General features: G+C 59.8%; 17 protein-coding genes. 9 read left to right on the top strand and 8 right to left on the bottom strand.

All coding sequences use genetic code 11. The annotated features are described in order from the left end of the window. Window positions 1–124: 124 nt before the first annotated feature. From LB519_RS08245 to LB519_RS08230, 4 genes are all read right to left on the bottom strand, one after another. A complete protein-coding gene (locus LB519_RS08245; protein WP_224619411.1) occupies window positions 125–664 on the bottom strand; it encodes a gamma-glutamylcyclotransferase in 540 nt (179 codons plus the stop codon). After that, a complete protein-coding gene (locus LB519_RS08240; RefSeq protein ID WP_224619409.1) occupies window positions 661–4,185 on the bottom strand; it encodes a DEAD/DEAH box helicase in 3,525 nt (1,174 codons plus the stop codon). The genes LB519_RS08245 and LB519_RS08240 overlap by 4 nt, the downstream gene beginning before the upstream one ends. Next, a complete protein-coding gene (locus tag LB519_RS08235; RefSeq protein WP_224619407.1) occupies window positions 4,169–4,945 on the bottom strand; it encodes a Hachiman antiphage defense system protein HamA in 777 nt (258 codons plus the stop codon). Before LB519_RS08235 ends, LB519_RS08240 begins: the two co-directional genes overlap by 17 nt. 379 nt (window positions 4,946–5,324) lie before the next feature. Then, window positions 5,325–5,576: a multiprotein-bridging factor 1 family protein gene (locus LB519_RS08230; RefSeq protein WP_010909788.1), complete on the bottom strand. Its 252-nt coding sequence runs from the start codon at window positions 5,574–5,576 to the stop codon at window positions 5,325–5,327. 91 nt (window positions 5,577–5,667) lie between these two features. Between LB519_RS08230 and LB519_RS08225 the strand changes: the two genes are divergently transcribed. Continuing rightward, a complete protein-coding gene (locus LB519_RS08225) occupies window positions 5,668–6,270 on the top strand; it encodes a hypothetical protein (RefSeq protein ID WP_224619406.1) in 603 nt (200 codons plus the stop codon). 51 nt (window positions 6,271–6,321) lie between these two features. On the opposite strand, the gene LB519_RS08220 is transcribed toward LB519_RS08225, so the two are convergent. Together LB519_RS08220 and LB519_RS08215 are read right to left on the bottom strand one after the other, a co-directional pair. Beyond that, window positions 6,322–7,575, bottom strand: coding sequence for a tyrosine-type recombinase/integrase (locus tag LB519_RS08220; RefSeq protein ID WP_224619405.1), 1,254 nt, complete (start codon window positions 7,573–7,575; stop codon window positions 6,322–6,324). 147 nt (window positions 7,576–7,722) lie between these two features. After that, on the bottom strand, window positions 7,723–8,382 hold the full coding sequence (locus LB519_RS08215) for a RadC family protein (RefSeq protein ID WP_224619404.1): 660 nt from the start codon (window positions 8,380–8,382) through the stop codon (window positions 7,723–7,725). A gap of 249 nt (window positions 8,383–8,631) precedes the next feature. Here LB519_RS08215 and LB519_RS08210 point away from each other — a divergent pair, with 249 nt between their 5' ends. Genes LB519_RS08210 through LB519_RS08200 form a run of 3 tightly spaced genes read left to right on the top strand, consistent with a single transcriptional unit; the run spans window position 8,632 to window position 11,615 of the window. Beyond that, window positions 8,632–9,489, top strand: coding sequence for a MipA/OmpV family protein (locus LB519_RS08210; protein WP_127365652.1), 858 nt, complete (start codon window positions 8,632–8,634; stop codon window positions 9,487–9,489). A 42-nt stretch (window positions 9,490–9,531) separates the two neighbouring features. Continuing rightward, window positions 9,532–10,293, top strand: a complete 762-nt coding sequence (locus LB519_RS08205; protein WP_063167867.1) for a response regulator — start codon at window positions 9,532–9,534, stop codon at window positions 10,291–10,293. Continuing rightward, the gene (locus LB519_RS08200) at window positions 10,290–11,615 is read left to right on the top strand and encodes a sensor histidine kinase (protein WP_224619403.1); all 1,326 of its coding nucleotides are present in this window, start codon (window positions 10,290–10,292) and stop codon (window positions 11,613–11,615) included. Before LB519_RS08205 ends, LB519_RS08200 begins: the two co-directional genes overlap by 4 nt. Before the next feature lie 27 nt (window positions 11,616–11,642). Here the strand turns inward: LB519_RS08200 and map are convergent, their stop codons facing one another. Continuing rightward, window positions 11,643–12,470: a type I methionyl aminopeptidase gene (gene map / locus LB519_RS08195; protein WP_013532002.1), complete on the bottom strand. Its 828-nt coding sequence runs from the start codon at window positions 12,468–12,470 to the stop codon at window positions 11,643–11,645. A 243-nt stretch (window positions 12,471–12,713) separates the two neighbouring features. Here map and LB519_RS08190 point away from each other — a divergent pair, with 243 nt between their 5' ends. From LB519_RS08190 to LB519_RS08170, 5 genes are all read left to right on the top strand, one after another. Next, entirely contained in the window at window positions 12,714–13,010 is a 297-nt protein-coding gene (locus LB519_RS08190) for a DUF982 domain-containing protein (protein ID WP_013532001.1), read from the top strand. Between the two features lie 191 nt (window positions 13,011–13,201). Then, entirely contained in the window at window positions 13,202–13,465 is a 264-nt protein-coding gene (locus LB519_RS08185; RefSeq protein WP_024505702.1) for a DUF6074 family protein, read from the top strand. Between the two features lie 322 nt (window positions 13,466–13,787). Beyond that, the gene (locus tag LB519_RS08180) at window positions 13,788–15,014 is read left to right on the top strand and encodes a pilus assembly protein TadG-related protein (RefSeq protein ID WP_064995341.1); all 1,227 of its coding nucleotides are present in this window, start codon (window positions 13,788–13,790) and stop codon (window positions 15,012–15,014) included. Between the two features lie 19 nt (window positions 15,015–15,033). After that, window positions 15,034–15,459: a TadE/TadG family type IV pilus assembly protein gene (locus tag LB519_RS08175; protein ID WP_032808908.1), complete on the top strand. Its 426-nt coding sequence runs from the start codon at window positions 15,034–15,036 to the stop codon at window positions 15,457–15,459. Continuing rightward, on the top strand, window positions 15,449–15,856 hold the full coding sequence (locus LB519_RS08170) for a TadE/TadG family type IV pilus assembly protein (protein WP_224619401.1): 408 nt from the start codon (window positions 15,449–15,451) through the stop codon (window positions 15,854–15,856). The genes LB519_RS08175 and LB519_RS08170 overlap by 11 nt, the downstream gene beginning before the upstream one ends. Window positions 15,857–15,892: 36 nt before the next feature. On the opposite strand, the gene LB519_RS08165 is transcribed toward LB519_RS08170, so the two are convergent. Further along, on the bottom strand, window positions 15,893–16,054 hold the full coding sequence (locus LB519_RS08165; RefSeq protein ID WP_013531996.1) for a hypothetical protein: 162 nt from the start codon (window positions 16,052–16,054) through the stop codon (window positions 15,893–15,895). Window positions 16,055–16,766: the final 712 nt, after the last annotated feature.

Below are 16,766 nucleotides of genomic sequence, written 5' to 3'. Positions count from 1 at the left end.
GGTACCCAGCACGCAAGCGGACAATTGAAAGCTAGTGCCGAAGGTCTGGGGCCAGCCCATAGCGGACATTGCATGGGCGACGACGTCGCCGACTTCGAACCACTAGAGTTGTGAAACGACGAGGTCACTTTAGTGCGACGGACGTGGGCGCCTGGATTGCAGCTGTGACCGCTCGCGCAAAGTGCTCGACCGCCGCGTCCGCTATACCCAGTTCTTTCAGTTGCCGCTCTATAACCAAAACGTACTCAACGGCCCGGCCATCCGTGCCTTTTGCACCAAGGGTCATAGCCACAAGGCCTGCAGTCGTATGCCCGGAAAGAAGGTTCTTGCCGCGGTAAAGCGAGGTGGTGGCACTAACCGCACGCCCGTCCTGCAACGTGACATCGACCGTCCTGAACTCAAAGCCGCCTTCACGGTCATTCAGGTAAGCCTGAACGGCTTCGCCATCCTCGAAGCCGAACGCAATACCCGTGCAGACGACTCCGTCGTTCCTGGCAATGTTGAGCGTGGGACCCGGACGTTCTTTCGTGCCCCAGTTCCTGACCGACGCCTTGTTGAAGACACGGCCGTAGCCGTTCAGATTAGCCACAACGCGTTCGCGGCAGTCGTAGTCCTTCTCCCACCCGTCCCACATCAGGGAGCCGTATCCGAAAAACCACTTCATTCTTCCGCCCACAACCCATCAGGCCCGAGATACTCGACGGCGATCTGACCCTTGCCCACAGCGGTGGCCGTCAGCAGTCCACAGCGATCCGGGTTGAGAGGGCGATTGATCGTTCCCAGAGTCCTGAACTCCGCAGTTGTGACGATCGTAGTGCCATCGACGTCTTCGATCACGCGCAGAGGCGTGTCCACCGGTGGCTCATCCCCATTCCAGAAGACGCCGCAGATTTCGCTTTCCGAAGTCCAGCGTGCCCTGGACGTGCGAACAAATCCCTGAAGGTATTCAAGCCACAGGCGATGCGTTTCAGGCGTTGGGAAATTTGCATTGGAGGTGGCCTTGCGTACTTCCGCTCCGCGAAGCCAGGCTCGCAGCCCCTGCGTGGAGTCGAAATCGGGTTTCATGGCGCTGATAGTTTTGATGGCGGCACTCCGGGATGAGAAGCCAGTGCGCATCAACAGGGCCGCGCGGACGTCGAGCGATCCTGTTTCGACAGCAGCGACCGCCCGACCCAGGTCGAGGTCAGCCAGCGTCATATCAGGCAGCCCTTCTGTCGGCTCAAGTTTCTCCCCATTGGCGATGCTACGAACCCGCACGGCTTCCATGGCCCAGGGGAGATGATAGACCAGTCCCTGCTCGACAAACCGCAGGACCCTTTCTTGATCACTGGCGGCCACCGACTTTAGCGCCTTGCCTCGCAGCCATGCATCCAGGATGGCCTTCCAGTTTCCCGGCAAGTTGTCTGGTGTGAATGGGCTGATGCCAAAGACGATCTCTCCGAAGCTGATGATCGCCTCTATCGCGGCGTCGTCGTCTTTGTTCAGGATGGCTCCGTTCGCGACAACCAGCAGCTCGTTCAGCTGTGCAGCGTTCGCATCAAGGGCCCGGCCGGTCGCGAAGCCCACGCCAGAAAGGAAGTAGCCTTTGCGCTGAAGCGGTGTGGAGTTGCCCCAGATCACCTGCGCTCGTCCAAGAAGGATGGATTGATGGACTTTGTGCTGGCCTGGTTTAAGTCGTGAAAGCCGGCGCTGGAAAAGCGACGAACCGAGGACATCGTCGAGAGTCTTGGCAAGGTCGGCATCGGCGACCTCGCCATCACTTAGGAGACTGAGGATCGCCGTATCAAGGCTCGCAAGATGTCGGTTCCATTCGGCGCGTGCCTCAGCGGCGACCGCTGCGCTTTCGGTCTTCAGTTTCGCAAAGTCCCATGCGGCTGCATTATTGAGCGCGTACTCAGTGAGGCCCTTGACCGTCTGGTCCCCAATCTTCAGCGAAATGCGCCGGAGCAGGGTTGCCGTCAGACGAAGGAGCCCGCTTTCCATTTCATGGCCGGCCTGGTTGGCCAGAAGCGCATCCCACTTTGCCTTCCCACTGGTTTGCTTGTCGAACAATGGACAGAGCACCAGACCCTCGACGTCGACATAGGCCCGGCCGGCGCGGCCGACGATGTTCCTGAACTCGGACGACGTGAGGTCTTTCCGGTTCCGCTCGAGACCATGAAAGATCACAGCCGAAGCCGACAGATTGAGACCCTGCGCAAGCGTGGGCGACGAGATCGTCACCGGCAGGATTCCCTCTCTCAGGAGGCGTTCGACTTCCTTCCGGTAAGGCGTGGGTAGAGCTCCGTGATGGATGGCAACGCCCAGCTTGAGGCATTTAAGCAGCGCGTGATCAGCACCCAGCCACTCCGCGCCGATCGCGAGGGCCGTTGAGAGGACGGTCTCGTCGCCCTTGAAGACAGACTTGAGTCCGCCCTGCCTGTGCAGCTTCACGATCGCCTCTGCAAACGGCTGCACCGATTTGCGCAGCGGACAAAAGATCAGAGCCGTCTGACCGTCTTCGACGAGCCGCCATGCTGTTGCGAGACAGAGCTCGCGCTGATCGCGGGGAAACTGAGTTTTTCGACCTTTCGGGATAAACCCGGTGATGTAGTTCTCCACCCAGGGCGCTTCGTTGCCAACGCGCGCGTTAAGACGGGCATGCGTTTTGCGCCAGAGCACCTCCCCGTAGCGCAGGCGCGTCGGACGCCAGTTTTTGCGAACGAGGCCATCGGCGGCATCATTGGTAAGCCAGTCGCAGAAGTCATCCAGTTGATCGCCGTCAGGCAGCACGGCAGAAAGACACACGATCCGCCTATCTTTGGCATCGTCACGACGAAGCAGTCGCTGGATCTGGACCTCGTAGCGGATTTCGCGCTCGCCAAGACCAATCATGTGGCCTTCATCGAGCACGACAAGGCCGACATCATCCAGCAGCGACGGGTCATTCCGGAGTGCAAAATCGAGCTTTTCCGGTGTCGCTACGATCACATCGCGGTCCCCGAAAAATTCGGTGTCGGTTTCTGATACGCCTATGCTGCCGTAGAGACTGGAAACGGTCTTGCCTAACGGAGACAGTGTCTTCTGCAGCGATACTTCCGTCTGTGCCGAAAGCGCACGTAATGGCGTTACGAAGAAAATCCGCTGACCTTTCGCAAGGGCGCGAAGAATGCAGAGTTCTGCGACACGCGTTTTGCCGGCACTCGTTGGAAGCGATACGACCATGTTGCCGCTGCCGTTGACCGCCTGATCGACAGCCTCGAGCTGCGAGGGCCACAGTTCGATTTCGGCACGCGACCGTCTGAAAGCCGAGCCGATGAACAGCCGCCGCAGCTCCGCCCATTCCTCGGAACCCCCAAGGGTATTCGGCGACAGCGGGAGACGCTCATGAAGGCTGCTGTCCCAAAGGTCACGCAGCAGATGCGCAGTAAGACGATGGCACCACCACTGCGGCACCATGTTCATCTCGCCCGCCTCCTCGCGGCCGAGGTCAACACGCGCGACCGCCTCCTGCATCAGTCCGGCATCGCCCCTCTCTAGCGCCAGGAATGCTGTTGCAAGGGCGCTAAGTAGATTGTCGGTCAGCGCCAGATCGACGACATCGACAGTGACATCATCGTCTTCGCCGTCATCGTCATCCGGGGTTTCCTTTGTCCGTCCGACAGCCGTATCGGACGCCAGCATCTCAACGAGACGGCCATCATCGGCCAGTCCGTCACGGTGCCAGTCGAGAATGTCCTGCTGTGCGCGGTCGAGGTCCCGCAGCATGAGAAGGGCAACACAGCGCTCCGCGCGTGAAAGGTTGGCTTCATCAATGCTGGCGCGCAGTGTGGAATAGGCGCGCGCTGAAAAGCGTCCCAGATGGTAGGCGGCCGCGGCAACAAAGCGGTGGAAGTCACGATCAGGCGTGTCCGGACCGTGCACCACAAGGGATTCCAGGGCCTCGGCGCTTTGCTCGAACGCGCTCCGCGCGACGGCAGTATCGCCATCACCGTCCAGAAGCCGCAGGCCCATGTCGAGAAGGCCGTATCCGTATGAGAGCACATCGTAGGACAGCTGCGGGGAAAAATTGGGCGCATCCGGCGGGAGCTGCCCGTCACGCCAGATCAGCGCCCGCGACTGGCCACGCGCAAGCAGCTGCCCACGGAAACCCGCCTCGGTTGCCGTGCGCACGCGGGCTTCGATCGCTTCATTTCCCGTCGGCATTTTTCACGACCTTCCCGTAAACCGACGCGATGAACTCCTGGTGTTCCTTGATGCGCAGACCCACGACGCTTTGTGCAACCTTCCCGGTGTAGGCTTTCACGTTTGCCGACAGCAGCGCTGAGGCGTCATTGCCTGAGAACGTGAAGATCATGTGGGAGACCTGCGAGAGCTTCATGCGGTCGAGCAAAACAGCATCATCGATAAGATCTGCCAAAACATCTTCACCCTCATCGTGAAGACGGTCAGCAATGAACTGCAACGCGTGCGGGGAAGGACGTGAATAGGATTTCTTGAGCGCGGTGCGGGCCTTCCCGAGGATCGCCCCCGTCATCGTCTTCGCGCTTTTTACCTCTCCCTTGAGAAACCGGATCTTGTCCGGTCCGTCCACAGGCTCGAATGCAATTAAATCGTCACCACGCATCGCCATCTCGCGATGATCTTTCCAGCGCAGCTTGTTGACGCCGGTGTCGTAGGAAGTCGTTTCGTTGACATAGGTCGAGCCAAGGATTTCGCCGAGGTCGCCTGAGCGTATCTTTTTCGAGTCGGGAAGCTTCTCTTTGACGAATTTCGCGGCCGCCTTCTTGCCCAGCCGCTTGAGGATTCCCGCGACACGGTCGTCCGATGCGTAGTGGGAAGGCACGGCCTTGGCGACGGCGTCACCGGCTTCCTCAAACCGTCCTGCGTCGAGCTCCAGGACAGTGAGATCATGCGCGCCCACCTTTGTGCTTGTGGTTTTGCACCAGTCTTTAATACCCATCATTTGTGTCCCCCTGCCGTGACTTCTGGATGCAATGAAGCGAGCAGAAATGCCTAATAGTACCGAAAATCCGATGAAATACACGTCATCACACTCATATACTTAGACGAAGCAGAACAAGAGGCGATCCCGTTCTGCTTGGATCAGCGGTCGCTTTCCGTGCGGGGACCTCTACCAGTCCTTATCGCTCGTCGTGAGCAAACCCAGTCAACGACCGCTTCTGGCGCACAGACGCCATTACGCAGAAAGCCATGTGGTGTCTGCTTTAGGGCAGAGGTAACGGCTGACTCTAAGACCGACAAAAGGCGCAAAGCCGCCGCTCGCTCGCTACGGCGCTGTTGTGTGGCGCGCTCGCGAGCGGTTGGGACGGTCTCAGCTAAATTCAGTCTGGTTCTGCTGCCAATCTCTTGATGGCTGAAGAAGGGTCGAACCCCAGGATTTTCGCCAGATCGATGAATTCGACTACGTCGACGCGGCGTTGGCCGCTTTCGAGTCGAGCGACAAACGACTGATATTCGCCGAGCTTTTCGGCGAGCTCGGTCTGTGTCAGCCCGCTAGCCTCACGCTTTGCAATCAGCATCGTGATCAATGACTTGTGGCGCAGCGTTCCGAGCGTTTTCACCACCGGCCTCATCCAGTTCCAGATGAGGGCTTCAATTATATCTGATTTCCAGTTATCTTAAATTCAGATACGACCCAGCCATGTCGAATTGGAGGAATCCAAGATGGCGCAATCAGCAGCAATGAAACATGACCCAGCACTCGCCCTGTGGGCCGCATGGCATCGTGCCCAACACACATCTCTGGTGCTCTGCAGGGTCCAGCAGCGGTTGGAGACGAGAATTATCTGCAATACCGGAATTCAGGCATTGACCAGAGGCGAAATGAAAAAGCAGCCCATGCCAGTGATCGCGCCGGACGGCGTTCAGTACGCTGTTGCTCGGGAGGCCGAAGTCTTAGCGATGACCGAAGCGCTTAAACTTCAAGATGCGCTTCCAGAGGTTCCAGCTCTGTCGTTAGCTGGCATCTTAGCCAAGTTGGAGGTGATCGTCGGAGCGGACCGTGACATCGGCGATCCGACCGATTTCCCTTGGCCACACATCGCTTCCGTATTGCGCGATCTGAAAGCTATCGCGGGCGATTTGCAGCCGTGCGAGTTGGACCGCTTCGCCACTCGCGCTGATATAACGAGGCATCTACAGCAAGCAGCCCAACTCGTAGACTCAGTCGAGGCGGAACAGGCTGCGGAACATATACGCCAAACTGCGAAATCTTTCGCGGAAACATCAGTTCTTCCAAACCCGGCTGACAAACCGGCTGAATTTTAGAAATCAAGTCGGCCCTGTCCCGTCTCAAACGCCAAAAAAGAAGTCGCTAGCTCATGCAGCTTCTTTAAGGGTGACTTTACGCTTCTTCTTCGTCACGAGCTCGCGGACAAACTTGTCCCACCGGGCCATGGCAGCACGCTTTTCCGGCATGTAATTCCAGCGATCGTAGCTCTTGGAACTGACGTCCTGCAGAGTGTGGTTCTGCAATCGGTCTCGGATCTCTTTCGAGAGACCTGCCTTGCCGGCAAGCGTCTTCCAGGTTCGCCGGAGATCGCGGTTTGTCACGACGGGAATGACCTCGCGATCGCGCTGTCGCCACATGAACGAATAGAGCGTTCCATGACTGACAGGCTTGGACGGGTCGGTTGCGGATGGGAAAAACCAACCAAATTCATTCGGCTTGATCGACCCGATAAGCTCGGCCGCGATCTTGGGCACGGGGATGGCGTGAGGCTTTCCATTCTTGGTCTTGGACCAGTCGATGATGCACTCAGCGGCATCCCATTGATCGACGTGTAGCCGAGCAATCTCCTCGACGCGTTGGCCGGTCAGCATAAGAATTCTTACTGCACGCGTGTAAGGGGGATGTACCGGCGCATCGGGATATTCGAGCCAGCGATAGAGACGGACAAATTCCTCTTCGTCCAACCAACGCGTTCCAACGTTTTTTGGTTCTGTCGGAATACCAGCAGCCGGATTGTAGATGAGACGAAAGCGACGGACAGAGGTCGAGCGGTAGTCGTGCTCGGATTTTAGCCCCCAACTGTAGGCCGATCGAATATAGCTGCGAACATGATCGGCCATGGACCGTTTGCCTCGCTGATAGATCGGTCGAATGATGTCCCTGATCTCATCGGGCTCGATGTCACGGGCGGGGCGGTTGCGACCGAGCGAATCGGCGATCTTGTTCAATCCCTTTTCGGCCTCCTTCCAGGACGGTTTTCCATCTGCCTTGAGCGACGCGACGTAAGCCTCAAACAGATCGGCGACCGTGCCGGGTCGCGTATCGCCGGCTATCTTGATGCTGCGTCCCTTTTGGATCATGTCGGCGAAGTCGCGTCTGAAAATCTCGCGAGCCTGGCTGAGGCTCATTGACGGATACGACCCGAGCTTTTTCTTGACACGCTTTTGGTCTCGCCACTGCTGGGCCATCCAGTCCGCCGTTATGCGGGTCGGCATTGGCTTTATCACTAGAACGAGGCGGCCGGTTCCATGACCCTCGCCATCGACAAGGTTCTGCTGCTTTCCGGTCTCCTCGACCTGCTTCAAAGCGCGGCGAATCTCTCCATCGGTAAGGCTTGGCACTGGGGTCTCCCGTAGGCTTTCGAGTGGGATCGGCTGACGGGTAGTAGGGGTCTGTGGTTGGGTCCAAACGGGCCTTCGATCCCCCTAAAACCGACCCCAATATGCCACGATATCCGACTCTGCGACAAGTCGAAAAAGCGATATGTATCAATGTGCTAAAGCGTGATTGTGCGTGATTGAAAAGGGCCGAGTGGGATGATTGTGGACCAGGATAATGGCAGTCGCCGAGAGTTCGAGCGCCCGCTTGATCACTTCTCGCGGGTAGACAGGCGTGTGGTCGACAGTACCCGTCTGCTGCACCTCGTCGGCGATCAGCGCGTTCTTCTTGTCGAGGAACAGGATGCGGAACTGCTCGCGCGCCTCGAAGGCCATTGCTGAGCGGCAATAGTCGAGGAGCTGCTGCCAGGACGAGAGGATCTCGCGGCCGTGGACCTCGCCGCGTGCCATGCGCTGCGCCGTTGCGGCGAGGATTTTCAGGTCGAGTGCCACCGCAGGGCCGATGCCCTTGACCTCCTGCAGCAGGCCCACCGGGGCGCCAAGCACTTCGGCCAGCGTGCCGAAGCGTGCCAGCAGCGCCTTGGCCGCCGGTTTGGTGTCGGCACGAGGGATCAGGCGAAAGAGCAGAAGTTCCAGAAGTTCGTAATCGGGCAGGGCGTCCGGACCCGCCAGGGCAAAGCGCTCGCGCAAGCGGTCGCGATGGCCGAGGTAATGCGGCTTTTCGTCGAGCGTCGCCTTGGCTTTCGCAGCAGGCCGCATCGGCGCTTCGGAGAAGAAACTCCGCTCGTCATCGTCGCTTGTGTTCCCCATACCCCGCCCACATTGCTCCGGCACAGACATTAGAGCTGTTCTGGCCTGGATTGAAACAGTTCCGTTCTCCGATCGCGAGACGATCCACGGCAGATCGTGGCAGCCCGCTGTCAGCCTATGGCCTCCCTATACGGCAAGATGAAACCACGATTGCGCAACAAAACTTAACATCACTTAACGCATGCGGCCACTTTCACCTGACATGGTGACGCCACCGGAGGCTCTTTGCCTCGCTATACTGGAGCACGCATGTTCGCCAAAATTGACTCTGGACTATTTGCCGGCCGGGCATCTCTTGCGGTCATGGCAATCCTGCTTTCAGCCCATTCGGACGGCGCGCTGGCGGCAGACGCCATTGCGGTGAATTCCGACGATTTTACCCTGCCGCCCGAGCCTTCCCGTTTCGGGCGCTTCGAACAGAAACTGTCCGACTGGCACGTCGTGCTCGGCGGCGGCGCCATCATCGTCCCCAAATACGAGGGCAGCAATGAGTTCAAGATCATGCCGGTGCCTTTCGTCACGGCGACGTTCCTCGACACGGTGACGATCGATCCGACAGGTGCCAACATCGCCGTTTATGAACAAGGACCGTTCGCCTTCAGCGCGCGGCTTGGCTATGAGATGGGCCGCAAGGAAGACGACTCCGACCATCTGCGCGGCTTGGGGGATGTCGACATGGGCGCGACGGTCGGCGTGAAGGCAGCGGCGAAGTTCGGTCCGGCCGAAATATTCGCGCAGCTGGACAAGACCATCGGCGGCAGCGATGGCCTGGAGGGCAGGATGGGGATCGAGGTGACCCGGCCTCTGTCTCAATCGTTGATGATCGGCGCCAGCGCGTCCGCCGTGTTCGCCGACGAAAATTACATGCAGGCCTATTTTGGTGTCACGCCCGAGCAATCGGCTCGCTCGGGGCTGGCGCGCTATGATGCCGGCGCCGGTTTGAAGCGCGCCGATTTTTCGGTTTCCGCCACATATATGCTCGACGAGAACTGGATGGTGCGCGGCGAAGCGGGGGTCGGCGTTCTCTTGGGTGACGCTGCCGACAGCCCCGTCGTCGTCGAAAAGATCCAGCCTTCAGGGATGCTTCTCGTCGGATATCGGTTCTGATGCCTACCCAGGGCACCAAATGCAAGCTGGACAAGCTCCGGAATGGCACAGCAACGGCACCAAAGCGATTTGAGCGCCGAATCCAGGTCGGCAAGGCAAGGTTCGCGCATCCTCATTGTCGAAGACGATCTGGAGATCGCGCGCATGCTGGGCGACACGCTCACCGACAACGGCATGACTGTGGAAATTGCCGAGAGCGGCGTCCAGATGAATGCCGCGCTTCGCACCCAGAAATTCGATCTCATCGTGCTCGATGTCATGTTGCCGGGCGAAAACGGTCTCAACATCTGCCGCCGCCTTCGTGCCGCAACCAACATTCCGATCCTGATGCTGACCGCGCTCGGCGAGGAAATCGACCGCATCTTCGGGCTGGAAATCGGCGCGGACGACTATGTGACGAAACCGTTCAGCGCGCGTGAACTGACGGCCAGGATACGGGCGCTGCTGCGCCGTACAGCCTATGATCCCGACGAGCGGGACTGGTCGAAGGTACTTCGTTTCAACGGCTGGCGCCTTGATCCCATACGCCGGCAATTGCATGACCCCAACAATGCGCGGGTGACGACCACGACGCATGAATTCGACCTGTTGCTTGCGTTTTGTCGCAATGCAGGCCGGGTTCTCTCTCGTGAGGAACTTCTGGGCGTAACCCATGCCGGGCTCGCGGGGCCGATCGAGCGTAGCGTCGATGTCCATATCAGTCGAATCCGCAGGAAGATCGAAAAGGACGCGCGCGATCCGGTGCTTTTGAGGACCGTTCGGTTGGGAGGCTACATCTTCACCGCGACGGTGGAGGAAGCATGAGGGATTTCATCCGCCGTTTCTTGCCACAGTCCGTGCGTGGGCAGTTTGTGGCAATCATTTTCATCGCGGTGATCGTGATCATGTTCGTCGGTTCGGTCGTCGAGAGTTTCATAGAGAACGCCGATCTTCCCGCCGCGGAAGATAACGCCGGGCGTGCGGCCGTTGTTGCTGCCTTGTTGCAAGAAACGCCGGCGCAGGCGCGTGGCGCAATTCTGGCGACAGCAAAGCGGGCCGGCTTTGATTTCGAGATATTGCCCAAGGACCGGATACGCGGCATTCCCCAGTCCTATCTGCAATGGCGAAGTGTCGAATGGCTTTTACGTATCGACAGGGGGACGGTTGAGGGACGCTGGATAAGGATCGGCGGCCGATACGCGTTTGTCATCGACCTCGACCAGCAGGACGTCCTGGCCCATTTCGGCATGCCCGATTCCTGGCTGACATCGGGCCTCGTCCGTGCCTCGTTCTACAGGTTCATGGCTTTCGTTGCCTTGCCCGTGCTGATCTGGCTGTTTGCGGTTTGGGCCGTGACGGATCCGTTGAAGCGCATCTCGGCGGCAGTCGGTTCGGCCGAGATTGAGAATGGCGACCAGCTCTTCGTCGAACACGGCTCCATTGAAATGGTGGGGTTGGCGCGCGCCCTGAACAGGATGAGGACGCGTATCCGCACGATGATCGAAAACCGCACGCGCATGTTGCGCAGCGTCAGTCATGATCTGCGCACGCCTTTGACGCGGCTGCGGCTTCGCGCCGAGCGCATGGATGATGGCCCAATCCGAACCGCAATCCTGTCCGATGTCCAGCACATCGAAATCTTGATCGACGAGACCCTTACCTACCTGCGCAACGATGTTTCGACGGAGAAGCTGCAGCGCGCCGATATTGCCAGCGTTCTGCAAACCGTCTGCGCCGAATTCTCCGATGTCGGATTTCCTGTCTCATATTCCGGGCCGGACCGGCTTCTGGGCTGGTGCAAGCCCAATGCATTGGCGCGTGCGATCGCCAATCTTTGCGACAACGGGGTCAAATTCGCTGGCAATGTCACGGTCGCCTTGACGGCGACCGGCACGGCGGCGCGCATCACGGTAGGGGACGACGGGCCGGGTATTCCGATGACGGCACGTGCCCGTGTTTTCGAACCATTCTTCAAGGAAGATGCGTCGCGCGGCATTGCGTCGAAGCATGGCTTCGGTCTGGGCCTCTCGATCGTTGCCGACATCGTCCAGGGGCACGGCGGCAGGATCGAATTGGAGGATAACCAGCCCAGCGGACTGGTCGTTACCATCGACCTGCCGAATGCCGCGGATGTGCAGTCGGCATAGACGGCCTCCCGCCGGGTAAGGTGCGCTCTAAGCCGGCAGGCCGGGGCGATCGAGCTTTTTGGGCGACAGCGTGAAAATCTCGCACCCTGTGTCGGTCACGCCGATCGTGTGCTCGTACTGCGCCGACAGTGAACGGTCGCGCGTTACCGCGGTCCAGCCATCCGACAGAACCTTCACGTGCGGCCTGCCCAGATTGATCATCGGCTCGATGGTGAAGATCATGCCTGGCCGCATCTCGACGCCTTCATTGGCGCTGCCGTAATGCAGGATGTTCGGCGCGTCATGGAACAACTGGCCGACGCCGTGGCCGCAGAAGTCGCGCACCACCGAGCAGCGCTCGCCTTCGGCAAAGGTCTGGATGGCGGCGCCGATGGCGCCGGTGCGGGCGCCCGGCCTGACCGCCGCAATGCCGCGCATCAGGCATTCATGCGTGACTTCGAGCAGCCGCTCGGCGGCGCGCTTGATCGTGCCGACCGGATACATGCGCGAAGAATCGCCGTGCCAGCCGTCGAGGATGTAGGTGACGTCGATGTTGACGATGTCGCCATCCTTGAGCGGCTTGTTGTCGGGAATGCCATGGCAGACGACATGGTTGATCGAGGTGCAGGATGATTTCGTGTAGCCGCGATAGTTGAGCGTCGCCGGCAGCGCGCCGTGGTCCATGCCGAATTCGAAGACGAAGCGGTCTATTGCTTCGGTGGTGACGCCGGGCTGGACCATCGGCACCAGCTCATCGAGGCAGCGCGCGGTGAGATCGCATGCCTTGCGCATGCCGGCAAAGCCGTCCTCGCCATAGAGGCGGATCTGGCCGGTATTTCTGAGCGGGGCCGTGGCAGCGTCGAGATAGGTGACCATTTTGTCCGTGTAGCGGGTAGGGCCCTGCAGGAGAGCCGACGTGAAGATCTCCCCAGATTTGGCACTTGAGGGCAAAAGGTTCAAGGAAGAACTGCCCGATGCACCCGCACAGTTCGAGATATTCGCCTTGCATGGGCGGTTCAGCGACCCAAGTGACGACACATTTCTGGGCCAAAAGCCGGTCAAAGCAACTTTTGACGACGAACGGCGTTGCTGCGGTGGCGCCAGTTCGGGAGACAGGAAATGGACAGACTGCAATTCGAGGTGCCGGTGCGCATAGCGCCCGCGCCCGGCCTGCCGGTCGAGGAGATCTACGGGGTCGAACAGGCGCTCGATTTTCTCCAGGACTGGCCTGCGCGCCGTCAGGGCCCGATCTACCAGAAAGCCTTCAACGCCTGCTTTGGGGCCACGGTAGACGTGGTCAAGACCGAGGATGCTTGCCGGGCGTTCATGGCGTTTTGCCGGGCCAGCGGACTGATGGCCAGGGACATGATGACGCCGCGCAAGCGCGGCGGTGAGGCGAGGGCGCTCCAGGCCTAAGGGCCGCCGCCGTTTCGCCTGCCCCCCACTGCAACCAATGAAGCGCGTTTGACGCACAGGCGATGTCGCGAGCGTATCGTTGCGTCCCCGCACCCACGTCAGCGCCGTTAAGCTTCCGTTTCCACCTTCCCGGCTACGCCATTGCTTGTTGGCAATGGTTGATTCGTTGCGTCAGTCTCATGGTTCGGAAGATGTCCCCAGAAAAAATCCGTGCATTCCCGATCGACCGTCAGGTATTCTTGGTCAGAGAGGTTGCCGCCAAGCTCGGCAATCTGCATGGCGAGCCCGCCACCTCGTTCTGGAGGGCCAAGGCGTCGGAGTTGCTCGATCTTGTGGTCGGCTCCGGCAGGGACAGAACGGCAGCCGGCGACGAAGTGCGCAGGTTCTTCCTGGCCGTACAAAGAGAGATGTCGGCCGGGGTGGTTGCGGAGCCGATGCCGATTCTTTCCGCTTGAAGAAAATCCTGCACAGCTTTGGCTTCCCACTGCATTCTCCAATAGTGCGAGCAGCAACACATCGGTGTTTGCTGCCTTCGACGGCAAGTTCGCTGATCGGGTGCGAACCCATGGCCGCCTATCGCAGGCGGATGCTCTAGGACATCGATGCTCTCTCTCGCCGCCTCCCGCTGGCCCTAGCCCTTCTCGCTTGCCAGGAAGTGCGCTCGCGCGTTGATCAGCCAGCGAAGCACTTCTTTTTTGAAGCCAATGGACCACTGCTCAAAAATGCACCGAACTTTTTAGCCATTCGTTCATTTATGCGTGCTTTCTAATCTAAGCCATGGCCTTGAATAGCTTCACCCGTGTTCGGCTTGTAATGGACGCCATGCGCCGGAGCACGGGCGCAAATGTCGCCACCATTTTTGCCCTCACCTTGCCGGTCGTTGTCGGCGCTGCGGGCTTCGGCGTCGAGACCTCCTATTGGTACTACAACAGCCTGAGATTGCAGGCGACGGCCGATGCAGCCGCCTATGCCGGAGCGCTCGAACAGATTTCGGGTTCCGACAAGCCGACGATCGTCGCGGCTGCGACCCAGTCCGCGGCGTCGAACGGGCTGGGCTCGGGCACGATCGTCGTCAATACGCCGCCCGCGTCCGGACCGAATACGGCGAAAAAAGCGGTCGAGGTGATCGTCGGCCAGAAGCTCGACCGGATGTTCACCCTGATCTTCACACAGGACAAGGTTCCCGAACAGGCGAGGGCGGTGGCCGTCATTACCGATGCCTCGAGTGCTTGCATGCTCGCGCTCGATCCGTCCGCGTCGCAGGCGGTGCTGTTTTCCGGCAGCACCAGCGTTAAACTCACCGGCTGCTCGGTCATGTCCAATTCCATCGCCTCCGACGCCATCAAGCTTCAGGGCGCGGCCGGTCTGCAGGCCGATTGCCTGATATCGGCGGGCGGTGTCTCTCTCAGCAATCCCGTCACGACCGTCTGCGCGGCCCCGATCACCCAGGCACTGCCTGCCGGCGATCCCTTTGTCGACCTGCCGGCCCCGGTGGCCGCGACCCCCTGCCTGAACGACAACAAGGCGACGCTCGGTCCAGGCACCTATTGCAGTGGCATGAACCTGAAGGGCAATGTCACGCTTTCGCCCGGCGTTTATGTCGTCCAGGGCAATCTCAAGATAAACGCCAACGCGGCCATCACCGGCGCCGGGGTGACCATCTTCATGTCGGGCAGCTCGACCGTCAGCATGAACGGCAATGCGTCCGTGAAGCTCAGCGCGGCGACTTCGGGCACCTACTCAGGCGTTCTGTTCTACGGCGACAGGACCGGCATGAGTGCATCCAGCACATTCAACGGCACAGCGGACTCGCTTTTGACCGGGGCCATCTATTTCCCCAAGCAGCAAGTGAGCTATCTTGGCAACTTCTCGGGCAATGGCGGCTGCACCAGGGTCGTCGCAGATACGATTCAATGGTCCGGTAACTCAACCATCAATCAGGATTGCTCGAGCCTCGGAGTGCCCAACATTCCAGCCGCGCGGTCCGTGGCACTGTCCGAGTAGCTCCGTGGGGCGCCGGTCGATGCCGATCCTTGGCGATGATTCGGGCGTTGCGGCGGTCGAGTTCGCGATGGTGCTGCCCATTCTGTGCCTGGTGCTGCTTGGTATTCTGGACGGCTGGTCCTACATAACGAGTTCACTGTCGATGCGCGCCGGTGTGAAGACGGCCGCGAACCTGGTCATGAGCGGATCGACCGATGATGCGGCGACCCAGGCCCTTGCCATTGCGAGCTGGGAAAATCGGCCGGAAGACGGCCAGGTCACGCTAAGCCACATCCGTATGTGCGGGACGACCGTGGTCGACGCTTCCACCATGTGCAGTGGGCCCAAGGTGCCGTCGATCTATGTCCAGATACAGGCATCGGGCACCTGGGTGCCGCCAATTGCCTTCGGCGCCTTTGCCGCTCCCACCGTCATCGGTCACCAGGAGGTGATCCGTGTCCGCTAGGGTAAGCGCGTTGCGGCGGGATCGATCGGGCGGGGCCGGGCTGGAGTTCGCGCTGATCGCCCCCTTCCTTGTCATGCTGCTGTTCGGAATATTCGCCTTTGGCTGGTCGATGCACTCGGTCTCCAGTGTTCGCTATACGCTGGAGACGTCAGCGCGCTCGCTGCAGCTTAAGAACACGCTGACCCAAGCCGACATTCAATCGATCGCCACGCAGAAATTGCAGGCCTTGGGGTTCAAGGACGTGAACGTCACGATCGCCATCGACCCGGTGAGCGGCGGCTTCCGCATGGCGCATCTGACCGCCGCCTATGCCTTCGTCATCGACTTCCCCTACCTCAGTTCCTTCCCGATCAACTACGCGACAACCGTTACCGTGCCGCTGCTTGGCGGCGGCTAGGCTGTGGCCTGATAGCCTCGCGCGCCGGGGCTCTGCTTACTTGTACGCCTTGAGCGTGATCAGACCACCGAGAATGGCTATAGCTATCAGGATCAGCGCCCACGACACGATGTTGTGCGACAGACGCCTCCGTCGGCCGCGCAGGGCGCGGTCGCGCCAGCGTTTGGCCTGATCAGCTCCTATGTTCAGTTTATCCATGCCCTTCTCCCCACGAGCAGAATGCGACTCATGCCGGCTGGTGTCCAGATGGCACCGGTTTGGCGGTCGTGGCGCAAGCTTGGCACTCGGCCTGCTTTTTATGCCACGGGGCTAGCTAATATATTCGTTAGTGCTAATATTAAGATTACGTTACGTCATGTTCGACCATCTGTCGGGTGCAATGTGGGGGTTCCAATGAGAGTGGCTGTATTGTGCGCGGCTGTTGTTTTCGCTGCGACCGGTGTCGCTGTTGCCAAGGAAAAGAAGGCGGCGGTCAGTGACGCTGCCGCCTTGTGTTCCACGAAACCGTCGGCCAAGAAGCCCGTTGCAAATCTGGACTGCGGTTTCACCGGAACCGCCAAATCGGAAGACAGCGGCGCAAAGGCAGAGCCGCGTCTCGGATACGACTCCAATCCGTGGATCATAACAGGCTTTTGACTTTGCACTGTCGGATGCCGGCTGAAGCGCTGAAGAGGGTCGTCTTGAGCGGCGCGCGACCCGTTCTCATGTAGGCTCCCGCATGCAAGCCAGGCAAATAAATACGGACTTGCCACTCCGGGCTTCGCCCCGTTGTCGCAATGCCGTGAAAGCCCAACTCGACCGTGCAATAAAAAGCCCGCCACGGGGGCGACCTGCGGCGGGCTCTTGGAGCGGCTACATCCCTGAGGAATCGACCACTTTGTAGCAGGATTATGACCCGTGTGGCCGCGTT

The sequence above is a fragment of the Mesorhizobium sp. AD1-1 genome (genome assembly GCF_020164655.1).
Lineage (GTDB): Bacteria > Pseudomonadota > Alphaproteobacteria > Rhizobiales > Rhizobiaceae > Mesorhizobium > Mesorhizobium ciceri.
Note: the sequence above shows the minus strand (reverse complement) of the source record. Positions and strands in the feature narration are given on the sequence as shown.